Source organism: Endozoicomonas montiporae CL-33, assembly GCF_001583435.1.
In the GTDB taxonomy this organism is placed as follows: Bacteria; Pseudomonadota; Gammaproteobacteria; order Pseudomonadales; family Endozoicomonadaceae; genus Endozoicomonas_A; species Endozoicomonas_A montiporae.
On sequence record NZ_CP013251.1, the window covers coordinates 5,013,587 to 5,030,819 of the forward strand.

The 17,233-nt window shown below is 49.8% G+C and carries 33 protein-coding genes; 3 read left to right on the forward strand and 30 right to left on the reverse strand.

What is annotated here, in order from left to right; all coding sequences use genetic code 11:
* Positions 1-120: 120 nt before the first annotated feature.
* The gene (locus EZMO1_RS23110) at positions 121-747 is read right to left on the reverse strand and encodes a hypothetical protein (RefSeq protein ID WP_034877931.1); all 627 of its coding nucleotides are present in this window, start codon (positions 745-747) and stop codon (positions 121-123) included.
* A 59-nt stretch (positions 748-806) separates the two neighbouring features.
* Positions 807-1,364: a hypothetical protein gene (locus tag EZMO1_RS23115; RefSeq protein WP_034877930.1), complete on the reverse strand. Its 558-nt coding sequence runs from the start codon at positions 1,362-1,364 to the stop codon at positions 807-809.
* Between the two features lie 393 nt (positions 1,365-1,757).
* On the opposite strand from EZMO1_RS23115, the gene EZMO1_RS26365 reads away from it, so the two are divergent.
* From EZMO1_RS26365 to brnA, 3 genes are all read left to right on the forward strand, one after another.
* Complete coding sequence (locus EZMO1_RS26365; RefSeq protein ID WP_145912713.1) at positions 1,758-1,937, forward strand: hypothetical protein; 180 nt, start codon at positions 1,758-1,760, stop codon at positions 1,935-1,937.
* 247 nt (positions 1,938-2,184) lie between these two features.
* Positions 2,185-2,415 carry a BrnT family toxin gene (locus tag EZMO1_RS23120; protein ID WP_034877929.1) on the forward strand — a complete coding sequence of 77 codons (231 nt, stop codon included), beginning with the start codon at positions 2,185-2,187 and terminating at the stop codon, positions 2,413-2,415.
* Positions 2,405-2,635 (forward strand): type II toxin-antitoxin system BrnA family antitoxin, encoded by a 231-nt coding sequence (gene brnA, locus EZMO1_RS23125; RefSeq protein WP_034877928.1) that lies wholly within the window; start codon positions 2,405-2,407, stop codon positions 2,633-2,635. Before EZMO1_RS23120 ends, brnA begins: the two co-directional genes overlap by 11 nt.
* 141 nt (positions 2,636-2,776) lie before the next feature.
* Here the strand turns inward: brnA and rplQ are convergent, their stop codons facing one another.
* From rplQ to rpsJ, 28 genes are all read right to left on the reverse strand, one after another.
* Positions 2,777-3,166, reverse strand: a complete 390-nt coding sequence (gene rplQ, locus EZMO1_RS23130; RefSeq protein WP_034877927.1) for a 50S ribosomal protein L17 — start codon at positions 3,164-3,166, stop codon at positions 2,777-2,779.
* A 110-nt stretch (positions 3,167-3,276) separates the two neighbouring features.
* Positions 3,277-4,278: a DNA-directed RNA polymerase subunit alpha gene (locus EZMO1_RS23135; RefSeq protein WP_034877926.1), complete on the reverse strand. Its 1,002-nt coding sequence runs from the start codon at positions 4,276-4,278 to the stop codon at positions 3,277-3,279.
* Positions 4,279-4,309: 31 nt separating this feature from the next.
* Complete coding sequence (gene rpsD, locus EZMO1_RS23140) at positions 4,310-4,930, reverse strand: 30S ribosomal protein S4 (RefSeq protein ID WP_034877925.1); 621 nt, start codon at positions 4,928-4,930, stop codon at positions 4,310-4,312.
* 16 nt (positions 4,931-4,946) lie between these two features.
* Positions 4,947-5,336, reverse strand: a complete 390-nt coding sequence (gene rpsK / locus EZMO1_RS23145; RefSeq protein WP_034877924.1) for a 30S ribosomal protein S11 — start codon at positions 5,334-5,336, stop codon at positions 4,947-4,949.
* Between the two features lie 52 nt (positions 5,337-5,388).
* Positions 5,389-5,745, reverse strand: a complete 357-nt coding sequence (gene rpsM, locus EZMO1_RS23150) for a 30S ribosomal protein S13 (protein WP_034877923.1) — start codon at positions 5,743-5,745, stop codon at positions 5,389-5,391.
* Positions 5,746-6,138: 393 nt separating this feature from the next.
* A complete protein-coding gene (rpmJ, locus tag EZMO1_RS25960; RefSeq protein WP_082212274.1) occupies positions 6,139-6,252 on the reverse strand; it encodes a 50S ribosomal protein L36 in 114 nt (37 codons plus the stop codon).
* Between the two features lie 46 nt (positions 6,253-6,298).
* Positions 6,299-7,624, reverse strand: coding sequence for a preprotein translocase subunit SecY (gene secY / locus EZMO1_RS23155; protein WP_034877922.1), 1,326 nt, complete (start codon positions 7,622-7,624; stop codon positions 6,299-6,301).
* Positions 7,625-8,059 carry a 50S ribosomal protein L15 gene (gene rplO / locus EZMO1_RS23160; RefSeq protein ID WP_034877921.1) on the reverse strand — a complete coding sequence of 145 codons (435 nt, stop codon included), beginning with the start codon at positions 8,057-8,059 and terminating at the stop codon, positions 7,625-7,627.
* 1 nt (position 8,060) lies between these two features.
* Positions 8,061-8,246 (reverse strand): 50S ribosomal protein L30, encoded by a 186-nt coding sequence (gene rpmD, locus EZMO1_RS23165; protein ID WP_034877920.1) that lies wholly within the window; start codon positions 8,244-8,246, stop codon positions 8,061-8,063.
* Between the two features lie 3 nt (positions 8,247-8,249).
* Positions 8,250-8,765, reverse strand: a complete 516-nt coding sequence (rpsE, locus tag EZMO1_RS23170) for a 30S ribosomal protein S5 (RefSeq protein WP_034877919.1) — start codon at positions 8,763-8,765, stop codon at positions 8,250-8,252.
* 10 nt (positions 8,766-8,775) lie between these two features.
* Positions 8,776-9,126 carry a 50S ribosomal protein L18 gene (rplR, locus tag EZMO1_RS23175; RefSeq protein ID WP_034877918.1) on the reverse strand — a complete coding sequence of 117 codons (351 nt, stop codon included), beginning with the start codon at positions 9,124-9,126 and terminating at the stop codon, positions 8,776-8,778.
* 14 nt (positions 9,127-9,140) lie between these two features.
* Positions 9,141-9,674, reverse strand: coding sequence for a 50S ribosomal protein L6 (rplF, locus tag EZMO1_RS23180; RefSeq protein ID WP_034877917.1), 534 nt, complete (start codon positions 9,672-9,674; stop codon positions 9,141-9,143).
* A gap of 12 nt (positions 9,675-9,686) precedes the next feature.
* Positions 9,687-10,079, reverse strand: a complete 393-nt coding sequence (gene rpsH / locus EZMO1_RS23185) for a 30S ribosomal protein S8 (RefSeq protein WP_034877916.1) — start codon at positions 10,077-10,079, stop codon at positions 9,687-9,689.
* Between the two features lie 29 nt (positions 10,080-10,108).
* Positions 10,109-10,414 carry a 30S ribosomal protein S14 gene (gene rpsN, locus EZMO1_RS23190; RefSeq protein ID WP_034877915.1) on the reverse strand — a complete coding sequence of 102 codons (306 nt, stop codon included), beginning with the start codon at positions 10,412-10,414 and terminating at the stop codon, positions 10,109-10,111.
* 15 nt (positions 10,415-10,429) lie between these two features.
* A complete protein-coding gene (rplE, locus tag EZMO1_RS23195; RefSeq protein ID WP_034877914.1) occupies positions 10,430-10,969 on the reverse strand; it encodes a 50S ribosomal protein L5 in 540 nt (179 codons plus the stop codon).
* Between the two features lie 11 nt (positions 10,970-10,980).
* Positions 10,981-11,298 (reverse strand): 50S ribosomal protein L24, encoded by a 318-nt coding sequence (gene rplX / locus EZMO1_RS23200; RefSeq protein WP_034877913.1) that lies wholly within the window; start codon positions 11,296-11,298, stop codon positions 10,981-10,983.
* Positions 11,299-11,309: 11 nt separating this feature from the next.
* The gene (rplN, locus tag EZMO1_RS23205; protein WP_034877912.1) at positions 11,310-11,678 is read right to left on the reverse strand and encodes a 50S ribosomal protein L14; all 369 of its coding nucleotides are present in this window, start codon (positions 11,676-11,678) and stop codon (positions 11,310-11,312) included.
* Between the two features lie 158 nt (positions 11,679-11,836).
* Positions 11,837-12,100: a 30S ribosomal protein S17 gene (gene rpsQ / locus EZMO1_RS23210; protein WP_034877911.1), complete on the reverse strand. Its 264-nt coding sequence runs from the start codon at positions 12,098-12,100 to the stop codon at positions 11,837-11,839.
* Between the two features lie 2 nt (positions 12,101-12,102).
* Positions 12,103-12,294, reverse strand: a complete 192-nt coding sequence (gene rpmC, locus EZMO1_RS23215) for a 50S ribosomal protein L29 (RefSeq protein ID WP_034877910.1) — start codon at positions 12,292-12,294, stop codon at positions 12,103-12,105.
* Positions 12,294-12,707 carry a 50S ribosomal protein L16 gene (gene rplP, locus EZMO1_RS23220; RefSeq protein WP_034877909.1) on the reverse strand — a complete coding sequence of 138 codons (414 nt, stop codon included), beginning with the start codon at positions 12,705-12,707 and terminating at the stop codon, positions 12,294-12,296. Before rplP ends, rpmC begins: the two co-directional genes overlap by 1 nt.
* Positions 12,708-12,718: 11 nt before the next feature.
* On the reverse strand, positions 12,719-13,417 hold the full coding sequence (gene rpsC, locus EZMO1_RS23225) for a 30S ribosomal protein S3 (protein WP_034877908.1): 699 nt from the start codon (positions 13,415-13,417) through the stop codon (positions 12,719-12,721).
* An 11-nt stretch (positions 13,418-13,428) separates the two neighbouring features.
* A complete protein-coding gene (rplV, locus tag EZMO1_RS23230; protein WP_034877907.1) occupies positions 13,429-13,764 on the reverse strand; it encodes a 50S ribosomal protein L22 in 336 nt (111 codons plus the stop codon).
* Between the two features lie 10 nt (positions 13,765-13,774).
* The gene (gene rpsS, locus EZMO1_RS23235) at positions 13,775-14,053 is read right to left on the reverse strand and encodes a 30S ribosomal protein S19 (RefSeq protein ID WP_034877906.1); all 279 of its coding nucleotides are present in this window, start codon (positions 14,051-14,053) and stop codon (positions 13,775-13,777) included.
* Positions 14,054-14,074: 21 nt separating this feature from the next.
* Positions 14,075-14,902 (reverse strand): 50S ribosomal protein L2, encoded by an 828-nt coding sequence (rplB, locus tag EZMO1_RS23240; RefSeq protein ID WP_034877905.1) that lies wholly within the window; start codon positions 14,900-14,902, stop codon positions 14,075-14,077.
* 11 nt (positions 14,903-14,913) lie between these two features.
* The gene (rplW, locus tag EZMO1_RS23245) at positions 14,914-15,210 is read right to left on the reverse strand and encodes a 50S ribosomal protein L23 (RefSeq protein ID WP_034877904.1); all 297 of its coding nucleotides are present in this window, start codon (positions 15,208-15,210) and stop codon (positions 14,914-14,916) included.
* Positions 15,207-15,809 carry a 50S ribosomal protein L4 gene (gene rplD, locus EZMO1_RS23250; RefSeq protein WP_034877903.1) on the reverse strand — a complete coding sequence of 201 codons (603 nt, stop codon included), beginning with the start codon at positions 15,807-15,809 and terminating at the stop codon, positions 15,207-15,209. Before rplD ends, rplW begins: the two co-directional genes overlap by 4 nt.
* A gap of 11 nt (positions 15,810-15,820) precedes the next feature.
* Positions 15,821-16,459, reverse strand: coding sequence for a 50S ribosomal protein L3 (gene rplC, locus EZMO1_RS23255; RefSeq protein WP_051790395.1), 639 nt, complete (start codon positions 16,457-16,459; stop codon positions 15,821-15,823).
* A gap of 101 nt (positions 16,460-16,560) precedes the next feature.
* Positions 16,561-16,875, reverse strand: a complete 315-nt coding sequence (gene rpsJ, locus EZMO1_RS23260; RefSeq protein ID WP_034841731.1) for a 30S ribosomal protein S10 — start codon at positions 16,873-16,875, stop codon at positions 16,561-16,563.
* Positions 16,876-17,233: the final 358 nt, after the last annotated feature.

Genomic DNA, 17,233 nt, shown 5'->3' on the forward strand with positions numbered 1-17,233 from the left:
GATGCTAAACTCTTTTATTTTGACGTTTTTGTAGGTTGGGACGAGCGAAGCGATTCCCAACACGGGTACACGACGTTGCTCACCGTGTTGGGAATCGCTTCGCTCGTCCCAACCTACTTGCTATTTAGCTTCAGCAAGCAGCGTTAAAGTTCCTTTGTAATTATCCGCAGGTGCTCTCGATGCCTGAGCCTGATCAACAACAATATAGAGAGAGGCATTCTCAGGAGTTCCATCCTGACTAGCTGCAACACAGTTAAAGCTTTCATCTAAACCTAAGGCCGTTAAGTCAAATGTGTGATCACTTTCACCAGATGTTGCCTGATCACCATTACTATCATTGACATTCAATCCGCCACTATAATACACATCGTATGCTATTGTTGATGTGTTGTTTTGATCACCACCAGCTAAAACAAAGCCGTTTGTAGCATCTCCTTCTATCTTCAAATCAATTGAAAAATCATTTCCTGCACCAACTCCAGTTCCATAAATGCAAAAATTTGACCCATCCTGCAAATTATTATCTGGTCCAAATGTACCTAAATTTATATTATCCAGGTTTTGAATCAGCACAGAACCACCATCGCTACCCTTACGAAAGTCTGGTACTTTCATGTCGATAGTTAGAGTTCCTGTTGAAGTTTCACCTAAACCAGTACTTGTACCGTCATTACCATCTGCTGCCCAAGCTCCGTTAGCCAATATAAAACCTGTAACAAATGCCAATGTCGTTTTTCTAGCGATCATAATTTGTTCTCCTTATTGATCCACTTTTTCTTATTATCTGGGAATCCAGTAATACCCATTCACTGCACAGAAACCGTCACCGTCAACGTGTCCGAATAACTGTCTTCCGGTTGATTTTCAAGGTTCTGTAACGGAACCCTGACGTTTATCGACGTATTATTATCTTCACAGTCCGAGTTAACTGGTTGACTCGGCAACCTTAGCTGCTGCTGTGGAACATCTTCCAGAGAGGTCAGGTTCAACTCGGTACCGGAGCCACCGGTCTGGTCATACCAGACCACTTCGTAGGGAATTCTGGCGGCAGAACTGGTTCCCAGCAATCCAAAGGAACTGTCGCCTGTACTGTTCGCGCTGTTAACCGTTAAGGAAAATTCTTCGGTGTTGTACCAGATGCAAAAGTCATTAAGCGACTGCGGCACAGTAACATAGTCAAATTCGCCCAGAGAAAATTCCTGAAGCTGGTTGACCCTGGCAAGGGCGGGTATAGAGAGCGTGATATCGGCCTCTGCACAGGATTCAATGTCCAGAACACCATCTCCGCCATTGGGTATGCACACAGCAGCCGAATAAGCGGACTGCAATGCAAGCAGTATGAATATCAGATACCTGTAAATCATATCCTTCGACCTTCAGGTTATATTTTATATCGTACGACTATGCCTTCTTATTTGCGTACAAAATTATTGTGCCGCTTTTTTTGATTTACGTCTATATTTGCGCAGGAATTTATTATTTTTGTAATACTCCGAGTCAGTTTTAGAGTTCTCAACCATGTCAATATCATTAAAGTGATGAGAAACGTCTCTCATGTTAAGAATTAACAGCGAATTTTCCAATGGCAATCTATGCAAAGATTGACAATCCTGGGAACTAAAAGGTCTTTTTTGAGTCAATAATTTTACGGTTTAAATGTTATTTTACTGATCTACGCTTAGATATGCAGCTTCATAAAAGATATGCAGTAGGTGTGAAGCAGATGCTCAAGTACACGATTTTATGAGGCTTTAGAGATGGACTTATCACCTTACGACCAGTGCCGTTGCGACCAAAAGCTGTGCCGCATAGGTCGTTCCTGCAACATAATCACCCTCGCTTTAACCCTTATTCTTATTTCAGGCTTTGCCGTTGCCAATATCTCGCCGGTTCAGTGCAATGTCTTTAGTCAGGAACAGCTAAGCGACAAGAAATAAGCACCTTAACTTTCATATTCCAACAAGACACTTATGGGTTTCAGTCACTTGGGGAGAGGTACACAATATATCACCACTTCCCCAAACTACTGTCTTTGTCGAAGTAACAACCTCATTTCTATGGGGCTATAGAGACCTCTACAGATAGTCGACCAAAGGATAATCATTTAAATGATATATAATAGATACCATTAAGGTGTATCATAGGTGTCAGAATCAAGTGTTTGAATACGATCCAAACAAAAGCATGACTAATTTTGACAAACATGGAATAGACTTCGATGAAGCCCAAAGCTTATGGGAGGATGAATCTAAAATTGTCTTTCCAGCAAGTGTCACGGGAGAGCAACGATTCCTGATGGTCGCAAAGCATAAGTGTAAGCACTGGACAGCTGTATACACCCTACGAGGTGATAATATAAGAATTATTTCTGTACGCCGCTCCAGAGCAAAGGAGATTTCTTGCTATGAAAACTGAAGACTTCGATAAAGCCTTTGATGAAGGCAATGACATAATTGACGATGTTGTTCAATGGGACAAAGGGCACCGACCTGATCTGGATACAAAAAGAGTTAATATTGACTTCCCAATCTGGATGATTAACGCACTTGATAAAGAGGCAGCCAGACTCGGAGTTGCAAGACAAGCCATTGTAAAAACATGGATGGCTGAAAAGCTCGATCAAACTCGTCGATGAGATACAGTGTGAAAATATCGCCAACACATTTACTTTTATAATTACTGTTACTCTTAGCGATCTCTATCAAAAAATTTCATGTCAATCTGAAAACAGAAAAGCCGGGACAATGCCCGGCTTTTCTACAACTGTCGATTAAAATTAATCTTCAGCTTCTACCGCTTCAGCAGGTACTGGACGATCCAGCAGCTCAACGATAGCCATAGGAGCGTTGTCGCCCTTACGGAAACCGCACTTCAGAATGCGGATGTAGCCACCTGGACGCTCTTTGAAGCGTGGACCCAGTTCAGAGAACAGCTTGCCAACAGTAGCCTTATTGCGGAGACGATCAAACGCCAGGCGACGGTTAGCCACGCTGTCTTCTTTAGACAGGGTGATCAGGGGCTCAGCAACACGACGCAGCTCTTTAGCTTTTGGCAGTGTTGTCTTGATTACTTCATGCTCAACCAGAGAACTGGTCATGTTACGGAACATAGCCTTACGATGAGAGCTGTTCCGGTTGAGCTTGCGGCCACTCTTACGATGACGCATGGCACAAACTTCCTCGTTCTGCCATCAGCCCCGCCTTTATCTTTCACCGTATGCTCTTTCTTTAAGAACTAGCATACAACGGACAAAGGCGTCAGGACTGCATGGCTGTTTTAAGCAGAAATCTTGTCGTCGTTTTTCAAACTAGCCGGTGGCCAGTTATCCAGACGCATACCCAGGCTCAGACCACGGGAAGCAAGAACGTCTTTGATCTCAGTCAGAGACTTCTTACCCAGGTTCGGGGTCTTCAGCAGTTCGACTTCAGTACGCTGAATCAGGTCACCAATGTAGTAGATGTTTTCTGCTTTCAGGCAGTTTGCACTACGTACAGTCAGTTCCAGATCATCAACCGGGCGCAGCAGGATAGGATCTACATCATCCTCTTCCTTCACTGGCTCAGGCTCGGCTTCACCTTCCAGATCCACGAATACCGCCAATTGCTGCTGCAGAATAGTAGCAGCTCGACGAATCGCTTCATCCGGATCCAGTGTGCCGTCTGTTTCCAGGTCGATTACCAGCTTGTCGAGGTCAGTACGCTGTTCAACACGGGCACTTTCAACGACATAGGATACGCGGTATACAGGGCTGTAGGTGGCATCCAGCTGAAGGCGGCCAATAGCGCGGGTTTCTTCTTCGTCATGACGGCGGCTTTCACCGGACTCATAACCACGACCACGAGCTACCTTCAGTTTCATATTCAGGTCACCTTTATCGTTCATATGAGCGATAACGTGATCAGGATTCACGATTTCAACATCGTGATCCAACTGAATATCGGCGGCGGTCACAACACCTGCGCCCTTTTTGTTCAGGGTCAGGGTTGCTTCATCACGGCCATTCATACGAATAGCCAGACCTTTCAGGTTTAGCAGGATTTCAATTACGTCCTCCTGCACACCTTCAATCGCGCTGTATTCGTGCTGAACACCGTCGATCTCTACTTCCGTTACGGCACAGCCGGGCATGGAAGAGAGAAGAATGCGACGCAGCGCGTTACCCAGAGTATGACCGAAGCCCCGCTCCAGCGGCTCAAGGGTAACCTTGGCGCGTGTCAGGCTGATTTCCTCAACGTCAATGTGTCGAGGAGTTAGAAATTCAGTAACCGAATTCTGCATGGATGTTACACCCCACCTAACTGTCTATCCCTTACTTGGAGTACAGCTCGACGATCAAGTTCTCGTTGATGTCCGCTGCGAGATCACTCCGCTCGGGCAGCACCTTGAAGGTACCTTCCTTCTTCTTGGCGTCCACTTCAACCCAGGTAGAGAACCCGCGCTGAGCTGCCAATTCGAGTGCTGCATTAATACGCAGCTGGTTCTGGGCCTTTTCGCGAATAGCGATAACGTCGCCTGGAACAACCTTGTAAGAAGGAATGTTCACAGTCTTGCCGTTAACCAGAATCGCTTTGTGGCTTACCAGCTGACGTGCTTCAGCACGGGTGGAACCAAATCCCATGCGGTAAACTACATTATCAAGGCGAGACTCCAGAAGTTGCAACAGGTTTGAACCAGTAGCACCCTTCAGACGGTCTGCATCTTTGTAGTAGTTACGGAACTGCTTTTCCAGAACGCCGTAGATTCGACGAACTTTCTGCTTTTCACGCAGCTGTACACCGTAGTCGGACAGACGACCACGACGCTGGCCGTGCTGGCCAGGAGCAATTTCTGCTTTGCACTTTGACTCGAGTGCACGAACACCGCTCTTCAGGAAGAGGTCGGTGCCTTCGCGACGAGACAGTTTGCACTTTGGACCAATATATCTAGCCATTTATATCGTCTCCTGCTTATACTCGACGCTTCTTAGGCGGGCGGCAACCGTTATGTGGGATCGGGGTAACATCGGTGATGTTAGTGATCTTGTAGCCACAAGCGTTCAGAGCGCGTACAGCGGATTCGCGGCCAGGACCAGGTCCTTTCACGCATACATCCAGATTCTTCAGACCGTATTCAGCGGCCGCGCGACCAGCACGTTCAGCAGCAACCTGTGCAGCGAACGGCGTGCTCTTACGGGAACCACGGAAGCCAGAGCCACCGGAAGTTGCCCATGCCAGCGCGTTACCCTGGCGGTCGGTAATTGTCACGATAGTGTTGTTAAAAGAGGCGTGAATATGGGCGATGCCATCTACAACCGTCTTTTTAACTTTTTTACGTGAGCGAGTACCTGGCTTTGCCATATCAGAATAAATCCTGTGTCATAAGAACGGACTTAACCAGTTCTAGAAATACTTACTTACGAATTGGCTTGCGCGGGCCCTTACGGGTGCGAGCATTCGTCTTGGAGCGCTGACCACGAACTGGCAGACTGCGACGGTGGCGGATACCACGGTAGCAACCCAGATCCATCAGGCGCTTAATGTTCATGCTGATTTCACGACGCAGGTCACCTTCGGTGTCCAGCTTGGCAACTTCACCACGCAGGGCTTCCAGTTGCTCTTCGCTCAGGTCAGCGATCTTGGCATCTGGCTTAACGCCAGTAGCTTCACACAGCTGTGCAGCTGTTGGCTTACCAATGCCGAATATGTAGGTCAACGAGATAACAGCATGTTTGTTATCCGGGATGTTGACGCCAGCAATACGGGCCATTCAATCGTCTCCGTTTGTTTTTCCGTGAGTGCATGCCTTGCGATTTGCAAAACATCTTTCGAGTTCACGGCTGTTTTTCGCCTTGTAGATAAGTTGGCTCGAAAGCCAAAGCGAATATCTACTCGCTATCCAAAGGCAGATAACGTGATTCAGTAAACTCAGGGTATGAACTTACTGATGAGTCAGTCATAGGATGACTGACAGGTCGAAAGGCGGAGATTCTAATCTCCCCTTCGATAAAACACAACCGCTCATGCAAACATGAGCGGTTGGTTTTGCCTGAAATTGCCTGCATTTAAGCAACTTCGTGAGCACTTTTTCGAACAGCTAGTTCGAACGACAAGAGGTAAAGACTTCTTATTATGCAAAACTCCGCAGAGCTTTGCATCATAATTAACCTTGACGCTGCTTGTGACGTGGCTCAACGCAGATCACACGTACAGCGCCTTTGCGCTTGATGATCTTGCAGTTACGGCAGATTTTCTTTACCGACGCACGTACTTTCATTATTCACTCCACCATCGTTGCAGAACTGGGGTGTTGCAGACCCGGCTCAGCGGATCAGGCCACCACCACCGTAGCCCTTAAGATTGGATTTTTTCAGCAGTGATTCGTACTGGTGCGACATCAGGTGAGATTGCACCTGAGCCATGGTATCCATGACAACCACAACGACGATCAGCAAACTGGTACCACCCAGATAGAAAGGTACGTTAGCCCAAACTACCAGGAACTGTGGCAACAGACACACTGCTGTCATGTAGATGGCACCGAACATCGTCAAGCGAGTCAGAACGCCATCAATATATCGTGCAGACTGCTCACCCGGGCGAATACCCGGAATGAATGCACCAGACTTCTTCAGATTATCTGCCACGTCCTTCGGGTTGAAGACCAGAGCAGTATAGAAGAAGCAGAAGAAGACAATACCTGCCGAGAACAGAATGATATTCAGCGGCTGACCCGGACCCAACGCCATAGCGATGTCCTGAAGCCAACCCATGCCTTCACCCTGACCGAACCACTGCGCAATAGACGCAGGGAACAGCAGTAAGCTGGAAGCGAAGATTGCAGGGATTACACCCGCCATGTTCACTTTCAGTGGCAAATGGCTGCTCTGTGCTGCAAATACTTTACGACCTTGCTGACGCTTGGCGTAATTGACAGTAATACGTCGCTGACCGCGCTCCATGAACACGACGAAGGCGATTACTGCGATTGCAAGAAACGCAACTGTGAGCAATGCCAGAATGTTGATATCACCCTGACGGGCGGACTCGAAAGAACGCCCGATTGCAGTCGGCAGACCGGCGACAATACCAGCGAAAATCAGTATCGATATGCCATTACCAATCCCTCTTTCAGTAACCTGTTCACCAAGCCACATCATAAATACGGCTCCGGTTACGAAGGTGACCACAGCCACCAGATAGAAACCGAAATCAGGATTGAAAGCGACGCCCTGGTTGGCCAGACCTACGGTCATACCCATACCCTGGACGAACGCCAGACACACCGTCAGGTAGCGCGTATATTGGCTGATCTTGCGTCGTCCAGCTTCGCCTTCTTTCTTCAACTGCTCGAGCTGTGGACTGACCACAGTCATCAACTGAATAATGATCGACGCCGAAATGTAAGGCATGATACCCAGAGCCAGTACAGACATGCGTTCCAGCGCACCGCCGGAGAACATGTTGAACAGGCCTAAAATAGTGCCTTCATTTTGCTGAAACATTCTGGCCAGTGCATCAGGGTTGATGCCAGGCACAGGAATGTGCGCACCGATCCGATAAACCAGGATCGCCAAAAATACGAACTTTAAACGAGACCAGAGCTCGTTTAACCCGCTTTGATTCCCAACAGGTAGTGTCTTAGCCATTTAGTCCTCGATCTTACCACCAGCAGCTTCGATCGCGGCGCGAGCGCCTTTAGTAGCTGCCAACCCTTTCAGGGTTACGGCTTTATTCAGTTCGCCGGACAGTACCACTTTAGCGCGCAGGATGCTACCGCCAACCAGATTCGCAGCCTTCAGTGCCGCCAGATCGATCACTTCGGATTCAACCTTGGCCAGTTCGTGCAAACGAACTTCGGCAGAGAAGCGAGCCTGACGGGAAGTAAAGCCGTACTTTGGCAGACGACGCTGCAGTGGCTGCTGACCGCCTTCGAAACCTGGCTTAACAGAACCACCGGAGCGAGACTTCTGACCTTTGTGACCACGGCCACCGGTCTTACCCAGACCGGAACCGATACCACGACCAACGCGCTGGCGCTCTTTACGAGAACCTTCAGCTGGGCTCAGAGTATTCAGACGCATGTTATTCTCCTTCGACCTTAACGAGGTAAGATACCTTGTTGATCATGCCGCGTACGGAAGGAGTGTCTTCCACTTCAACTGTGTGGTTGATGCGACGCAGACCCAGGCCACGGACGCAAGCCTTGTGGCTTTCGAGGCGACCGTTGGTGCTCTTAACGAGCTTTACAGTGATCATCTTCTTAGCCATGACTTAGTTCCCCAGAATTTCTTCTACGGACAGGCCACGCTTAGCTGCCACACCGTCAGGGGAACGCATGTCACGCAGACCTTTGAAGGTAGCGTTTACAACGTTCACCGGGTTGGTGGAACCGTAGCACTTAGCCAGTACGTTGTGTACGCCAGCAACTTCCAGAACGGCACGCATAGCACCACCGGCGATGACACCAGTACCCTGGGAAGCAGGCTGCATGTAAACCTTGGAAGCACCGTGACGGGCTTTAACAGGGTATTGCAGAGTATCACCATTCAGGTCAACCTGAATCATGTTGCGGCGAGCAGCTTCCATAGCTTTCTGAATCGCTACTGGCACTTCACGCGCCTTACCACGACCAAAACCTACTTTACCTTTACCATCGCCTACTACGGTCAGAGCAGTGAAGCCAAAGATACGACCACCTTTCACCACTTTGGCTACTCGGTTAACCTGTACCAGCTTCTCAATCAGACCTTCGTCGTTGTTTTGCGGTTTACGCTCATCTTTTGCCATGATGCCTTCCTCAGAATTCCAGACCGGCTTCACGGGCAGCGTCAGCGAGCGCCTTCACACGACCGTGATACTTGTAACCAGAGCGGTCGAAAGCAACCTTTGAAACGCCAGCAGCTTTAGCGCGCTCAGCAATCAGAGCACCCACTTTTTTAGCCGCATCAACGTTACCGGTGGCTTCAGCACGCAGCTCCTTCTCGACAGTGGAGGCCGCAGCCAGCACTTTGTCACCCTCAGGGGCAATCACCTGCGCATAAATGTGCTGAGAAGAGCGGTGAACAGACAAACGGTTCACGCGCAGTTCACGCATCTTCATGCGAGCACGACGAGCGCGACGCAGGCGAGCAGAGTTCTTATCCATCATGATGTCACCCTACCTTACTTTTTCTTGGCTTCTTTACGACGAACGTGTTCGTCGGCGTAGCGGACACCCTTGCCTTTGTATGGCTCAGGACGACGGAATTCGCGGATCTCCGCTGCAACCTGTCCAACCAGCTGCTTGTCGATACCTTTGATAACGACTTCAGTCTGGGATGGAGTTTCCGCAGTTACACCCTCAGGCAGGGCGTAGTCCACTGGATGAGAGAAACCAAGAGACAGGTTCAGGCTTTTACCTTTTACCTGTGCACGGTAACCAACACCAACCAGCTGCAGTTTCTTTTCAAAACCTGCAGTAACGCCAGTCACCATGTTGTTTACCAGCGCACGAGTGGTACCAGCCAGAGCACGGGAGTGCTTGGCGCCATCACGTGGAGCGAAAGTCAGAACTTTTTCTTCCTGACTAACAACAACATTTGCATGGATGTTCAGATCCAGCTGACCTTTAGATCCCTTGATAGAGATATCCTGGCCATTCAGCTTAACTTCAACACCGGCAGGGATTTCTACTGGGCTTTTAGCTACTCGAGACATATCAACCCTCCCTTAGAATACGGTGCAAAGGATTTCGCCACCAACACCGGCTGCACGAGCAGCGCGATCGGTCATTACACCTTTGTTGGTAGAAACGATGGCGATACCCAGGCCGCCATTGACCTTAGGCAGTTCTTCTTTACCGGTGTAAGAACGCAGACCCGGACGGCTTACGCGCTTCAGGTTTTCGATAACCGGCTTACCTTCGTAGTATTTCAGGTCGATAACCAGAGACTTCTGGATCTCGCCTTCAACACGAAAGTCAGTAATATAACCTTCCTCTTTCAAGACTTTGGCTACTGCAGCCTTAACCTTGGAAGAAGGAATTTCAACAGAAGCATGTTCTGCCATCTGGGCATTACGGATACGAGTTAGCATATCTGCTAACGGGTCCTGCATACTCATTATCTATCTCTCCAGAAGATGAAACGCGCTTACCAGCTGGCCTTAACCAGACCTGGAACATCACCACGCATTGCTGCTTCACGCAGCTTGATGCGACTCAGACCGAACTTGCGCAGGTAGCCGTGTGGACGACCTGTCACACGACAACGGTTACGCAGACGGGAAGAGCTGGCATCACGTGGCTGCTTTTGCATAGCAACCAATGCGTCCCAACGCTCATCGTCAGAGCTGTTTGGATGGTTGATGATCGCTTTGAGAGCGGCGCGCTTCTCAGCATACTTGGCAACGGTGCGCTGACGCTTCAACTCCCGCTGCTTCATGGATACTTTAGCCATAAGCTCGTACCTGTATCAGTTACGGAATGGGAAGTTGAAAGCACGCAACAGAGCACGGCCTTCGTCATCACTCTTGGCAGTTGTGGTCATGGTAATGTCCAGACCGCGCAGAGTGTCGATTTTATCGTAGTCAACTTCCGGGAAGATGATCTGTTCTTTAACGCCCATGCTGTAGTTGCCACGGCCATCAAAGGACTTCGGGCTTACACCACGGAAGTCGCGAACACGTGGCAGAGCGATGTCTACCAGACGTTCCAGGAATTCGTACATACGTTCGTCACGCAGTGTCACTTTGACACCGATTGGCCAGCCTTCACGAACCTTGAAGCCAGCAACAGATTTGCGAGCTTTGGTTACTACTGCTTTTTGACCAGCAATCTTTTCCATATCGGAAACTGCGTGCTCGATGACTTTCTTGTCACCGATCGCTTCACCAACACCCATATTCAGGGTGATTTTGGTGATACGTGGTACTTCGTGAATGTTAGCCAGACCCAGCTCTTCTTTGAGCTTGGCGCGGATTTCTTCACGGTACTTAGTCTTAAAATTAGCCATTATACCACCCCTTACGCGTCAACCGGTTTGCCAGTGGACTTGAATACGCGCTGCTTTTTGCCATCTTCAGAGATTGCAATGCCTACACGATCAGCCTTGTCGGTTTCTGTGTTCAGGATCGCAACGTTGGAAGCTTGGATAGCAGCTTCTTTCTCTACGATTCCACCCGGGGTGCCCAACATTGGGTTAGGCTTCTGATGTTTCTTGATCATGTTGATACCAGAAACAATCAGTTTACCGTCAGCACGAACGGTCAGCACTTTACCGCGCTTACCTTTGTCCTTGCCAGCGATTACGATGACTTCGTCATCACGACGGATCTTTTTCATTTCCTGCTCCCTTACAGTACTTCTGGCGCCAGAGAAATGATCTTCATGAACTGCTCACCGCGCAATTCACGAGTCACTGGGCCAAAGATACGGGTACCGATTGGCTGGTTGCTAGCGTTCAGCAGAACGGCAGCGTTGCCATCGAAGCGAATCAGGGAACCGTCTGGACGACGTACACCTTTTTTGGTACGTACCACAACAGCGTTCATCACCTGGCCTTTTTTGACCTTACCGCGCGGAATTGCTTCCTTAACGGATACTTTGATGATGTCGCCAATGTGGGCGTAACGGCGATGGGAACCACCCAACACCTTAATACACTGTACTCGACGAGCGCCGGAGTTATCGGCTACTTCGAGTTGAGATTCTGTCTGGATCATGCTTATTCTCCAAGCCCAAACTGCAGACTGGTACTCGCTAATCTGCGTAATGACTAGCCAGCCGCACAACACTGGTTGGTTAGTGCGACTGACCATCCTAAAGCCATCTGGCGTGACAGCTAGAGGCTAACGTTACTCAGAGTCTGAGAACCCTGGCCTTATATTTGAGTAGCACGCTCATCAATGGAAACGAGTTCGAATGTCTTGGACTTAGACATTGGACGTGTTTCCTTGATGGTCACGATGTCGCCCATACGACATTCGTTGTTTTCATCGTGCGCGTGCAACTTGGTGGACCGCTTAACGATTTTACCGTACAGCGGATGTTTAACACGGCGTTCAATGAGGACAGTGACGGTCTTGTCCATCTTGTCGCTCACAACCTTGCCGGTCAGAGTACGGACTTTCTTGACTTCAGCCATCTTTAGATACCTGCCTTCTCATTCAGCACCGTCTTAATACGGGCAATAGCGCGCTGGTTTTGCTTCATCAGATGTGTCTGATTCAGCTGACCAGTCGCTTTCTGCATGCGGAAGTTAAATTGATCCCGCAGCAGGCTGATCAACTCTTCATTGAGCTGTTCAACAGATTTTTCACGCAATTCAGCTGCTTTCATCACATCACGCTCCGCTTAACGAAGGTGGTCTCAACAGGCAGCTTGGCAGCAGCCAGAGCAAATGCCTCACGAGCCAGTTCTTCGGATACACCTTCCATCTCGTACAGGACACGACCCGGCTGGATCTGTGCTACCCAGTACTCGACACTACCCTTACCTTTACCCATACGAACCTCGAGAGGCTTCTTGGAGATAGGCTTATCAGGGAAGACGCGAATCCAGATCTTACCACCACGCTTGATGTGACGAGTCATGGCACGACGAGCTGCTTCAATCTGGCGAGCAGTTATACGTCCACGACCAGTGGCCTTCAATGCGTATTCACCGAAGCTAACCTTGGAGCCGCGGTGTGCCAGGCCGCGATTACGACCCTTTTGCTGCTTACGAAACTTCGTACGCTTTGGCTGTAACATTACCGCGCTCCTTACTTCTTAGGTTGTCTCTTCTTAGGACGCTTCGCTGGCTCCTTAGCCTGCTGTTCAACAGCCGCCATTCCGCCAATCACTTCGCCTTTGAAGATCCAAACTTTAACACCCAGAATACCGTAGGTAGTCTTGGCTTCGTAGGTAGCGTAGTCGATGTCTGCACGCAGAGTGTGCAGAGGTACGCGACCTTCACGGTACCACTCAGAACGGGCAATCTCAGCACCGCCCAGACGGCCACCGATCTGAACCTTGATACCTTTAGCGCCCAGACGCATAGCGTTCTGAACGGAGCGCTTCATAGCGCGACGGAACATAACACGACGTTCCAGCTGACCAGCGATAGACTGAGCAACCAGCATAGCGTCCAGTTCCGGCTTGCGAACTTCTTCGATGTTGATGTGGACAGGTACGCCCATCATCTTGGTAACTGCCTGACGCAGCTTCTCAACATCTTCACCTTTTTTACCAATCACGATGCCTGGACGGGCAGTGTGAATGGTAACTCGAGCACTCTGCGCTGGACGCTGAATGTCGATGCGGCTTACAGAAGCGTTCTTCAGCTTCTTCTGCAGGAATTCACGAACTTCCAGGTCAGAGATCAGCTTATCAGCATACTCTTGACCTTCAGCAAACCACACAGATCTGTGAGGTTTTACGATGCCCAGTCGAATCCCGTTAGGATGTACTTTTTGACCCATCTGATCGCTCCTTAGACCTCTGCAACCTTAACCGTGATATGGCAAGACCGCTTGAGAATGCGATCAGCGCGGCCCTTGGCACGCGGACGAATACGCTTCATAGTCATCGCTTCATCTACATAGATGGTGGAGACTTTCAGCTCATCAATGTCCATGCCTTCATTGTGTTCGGCGTTTGCAATAGCAGACTCCAGAACCTTCTTAACCAGCTCAGCAGCCTTTTTCGGGCTGAAAGCCAGCAGGTCCAGGGCTTCGCTTACTGCTTTACCGCGAACCTGGTCAGCAACCAGACGCGCTTTCTGGGCAGAAATGCGAGCGCCTTTATGAATAGCAGCTACTTCTTTCATTTCTTACCTCTTAGCGCTTCTTGGCTTTTTTGTCCGCTGCGTGACCGCGATAGGTGCGGGTAGCAGAGAACTCACCCAGCTTATGGCCGACCATGTCTTCGGTAACGAAAACTGGAACGTGCTGACGACCGTTGTGAACAGCGATAGTCAGGCCTACCATAGTAGGGATAATCATAGAGCGGCGAGACCAGGTCTTGATCGGACGCTTGTTGCCGCTTTCAGCCGCATCTTCGACTTTCTTCAACAGGTGAAGGTCGATAAATGGGCCTTTTTTCAAAGAACGTGGCACTGTCGAATCCTCTCTCTAGGCTTACTTAGCGCTGCGACGACGTACGATCATTTTGTCCGTACGCTTGTTGGAACGAGTCTTACGACCCTTGGTCGGAACACCCCATGGTGTCACTGGGTGACGACCACCGGAAGTACGACCTTCACCACCACCATGCGGGTGATCTACCGGGTTCATGGCAACACCACGAACGGTCGGACGAACACCGCGCCAGCGCTTGGCACCAGCTTTACCCAGAGAGCGCAGGTTGTGCTCACTGTTGGAGACTTCGCCCAGAGTGGCGCGACAGTCAGCCAGAACTTTACGCATTTCACCGGAACGCAGACGCAGGGTTACGTAGGCACCGTCACGGGCTACCAGCTGGGCAGAAGCACCAGCACTGCGAATCATCTGCGCGCCTTTACCTGGCTTCAGCTCTACACAGTGTACGATGGAACCCTGAGGGATATTGCGCAGTGGCAATGTGTTACCCGCTTTAATAGGCGCATCTACACCGGAGTACAGCTCGTCACCAGCTTTCACACCCTTAGGTGCGATCACGTAACGACGCTCACCGTCCATGTATTTCAACAGGGCGATGTGTGCGGTACGGTTTGGATCGTATTCCAGACGCTCAACAACAGCCGGGATGCCGTCCTTGTTGCGCTTGAAGTCTACGATACGGTAATGCTGCTTGTGACCACCACCACGATGACGGGTTGTGATACGACCAGCATTGTTACGACCACCGGACTTGCTCTTCTTCTCTACCAAAGGCGCGTGTGGGCGACCTTTGTGCAGGTCAGGGTTTACGACCTTGACGACGAAGCGGCGACCCGGAGAAGTCGGCTTGCATTTAACTACGGCCATCCTTTAACTCCTTATTCCGCGTCCGCAAAGTCGATTTCCTGACCTTGCTCGAGGCTAACGTAAGCTTTTTTCCAGTCTGAGCGCTGGCCCATACCGAAACGTGTACGCTTAGTTTTGCCTTTAACAACGGCAGTGCGAACAGAATTGACGCTTACTTCAAACAGCTGTTCAACAGCTTTTTTGATTTCAAGCTTGGTGGCGTCCTTAGCTACCTTGAAGACGTACTGGCCGTGTTCTTCAGCAACTACGGTCGCCTTCTCGGAAATGTGCGGACCAAGCAGAACTTTGTAGATACGTTCCTGGTTCATCCCAGCATCTCCTCGAACTTCTTGATGGCTGCCACAGTCATTACAACTTTTTCGTGGGCAATCAGGCTTACTGGATCAATGCCTTGCACGTCGCGAGTATCCACGTGTGGGATGTTGCGAGTAGCCAGATACAGGTTCTGGTCGATTTCTTCAGAAACGATCAGACCTTTCTCTACATTGAGCTCTTTCAGCTTTGCGACCATCTGTTTGGTCTTAGGAGTTTCGGCGTTGAAGGATTCAACAACAACCAGACGCTCCTGACGAACCAGCTCAGACAAGATTGCACGCAGAGCACCGCGGTACATTTTCTTGTTCAGTTTTTGAGCGTGATCCTGTGGTTTAGCAGCAAATGCTTTGCCGCCCCCGCGCCAGATTGGGCTACGGATAGTACCGGCGCGTGCACGACCAGTACCTTTTTGACGCCAAGGCTTGCGTCCACCGCCGCTTACTTCGCTGCGGGTTTTCTGAGCACGGGTACCCTGACGAGCGCCAGCCATGAAAGCAACAACAGCCTGGTGAACCAGAGCTTCGTTGAATTCAGTGCCGAAAGTCACGTCAGAAACTTCTACCGTACCAGCACCTGTTACATTCAGTTCCATCATCAAACTCCTCAGGCGCTCGCTTTAACCGCTGGCTTAACGATAACGTCAGCGCCGGTCGCACCTGGAACTGCACCTTTGATGAGCAGCAGGTTGCGTTCAGCGTCTACACGCACGATTTCCAGAGACTGTACAGTCACCTGCTCAGCACCCATGTGACCAGCCATCTTCTTACCTTTGAAGACACGGCCCGGGGTCTGACACTGACCGATGGAACCAGGAGCACGGTGAGACAGAGAGTTACCGTGAGTAGCGTCTTGCATGTGGAAGTTCCAACGCTTAACGCCGCCCTGGAAGCCCTTACCTTTGGACTGACCAGTAACGTCTACTTTCTGACCCTGTTCGAACAGGTCTACACCGATCAGCTGACCCAGCTCAAAGCTAGCGTCTGCGTCGGTGCGGAATTCCCACAAACCACGACCAGCTTCAACTTTTGCCTTAGCAAAATGGCCAGCTTCTGGCTTGATGATACGGCTGCTTTTCTTAGCACCGGTAGTCACCTGAATTGCGTTGTAACCGTCAACATCCAGAGTTTTAACCTGGGTAACACGGTTAGGATCAACTTCAACTACAGTGACTGGTACTGAAGCACCGTCTTCTGTGAAGATACGGGTCATACCGCACTTCTTTCCGACTAATCCAATAGTCATTTCAACCTCTCTCGTGTACGGGGCTTTCACCCACTATGGCCGCCCATTTCAGAGCGTTACACAAAAGCTTGTGCACACTGGAATGGCGCCCTAAGCCGCAATTAACCGAGACTGATTTGCACTTCAACGCCGGCCGCGAGGTCCAGCTTCATCAGTGCGTCAACGGTTTTTTCGGTGGGCTCGATAATATCGAGAAGACGCTTATGAGTACGGATTTCATACTGGTCACGCGCATCTTTGTTTACGTGAGGAGAAATCAGTACGGTAAAACGTTCTTTTCGTGTTGGCAGAGGAATTGGACCACGCACCTGAGCACCAGTACGCTTCGCAGTATCAACGATTTCCTGCGTGGACTGGTCGATCAGACGATGGTCAAAAGCCTTCAGGCGAATGCGAATTTGCTGAGCTTGACTCATCTTGTTCTAACCATATCAATAAAGAACTAGGCCCGGCGATCATTGTCGCCCGGACAAAAAGGACGCAGCATTGTACTAAGCACATAACTATGAGTCAACACAAGGGCTGACACAACATTAAAAGAAGAGCTCAAACATCTGCGCATTCAAATTCCGGAATTATAATAACGGCAGAAAAGAATAAACAAGATACGGACAAGTGCCTGAATTAGACGGAGTTTTACTTCCTTCTTTTTTTGCTAACTACGCACAGACGCAAATAGCCAACTCTTCCCTTTATCAACAAGAATCCATTAACACCCACCAATTACCGAAATAAAAAACCCCGAACCCTGCTTAAAAACAAGATCCGGGGCTT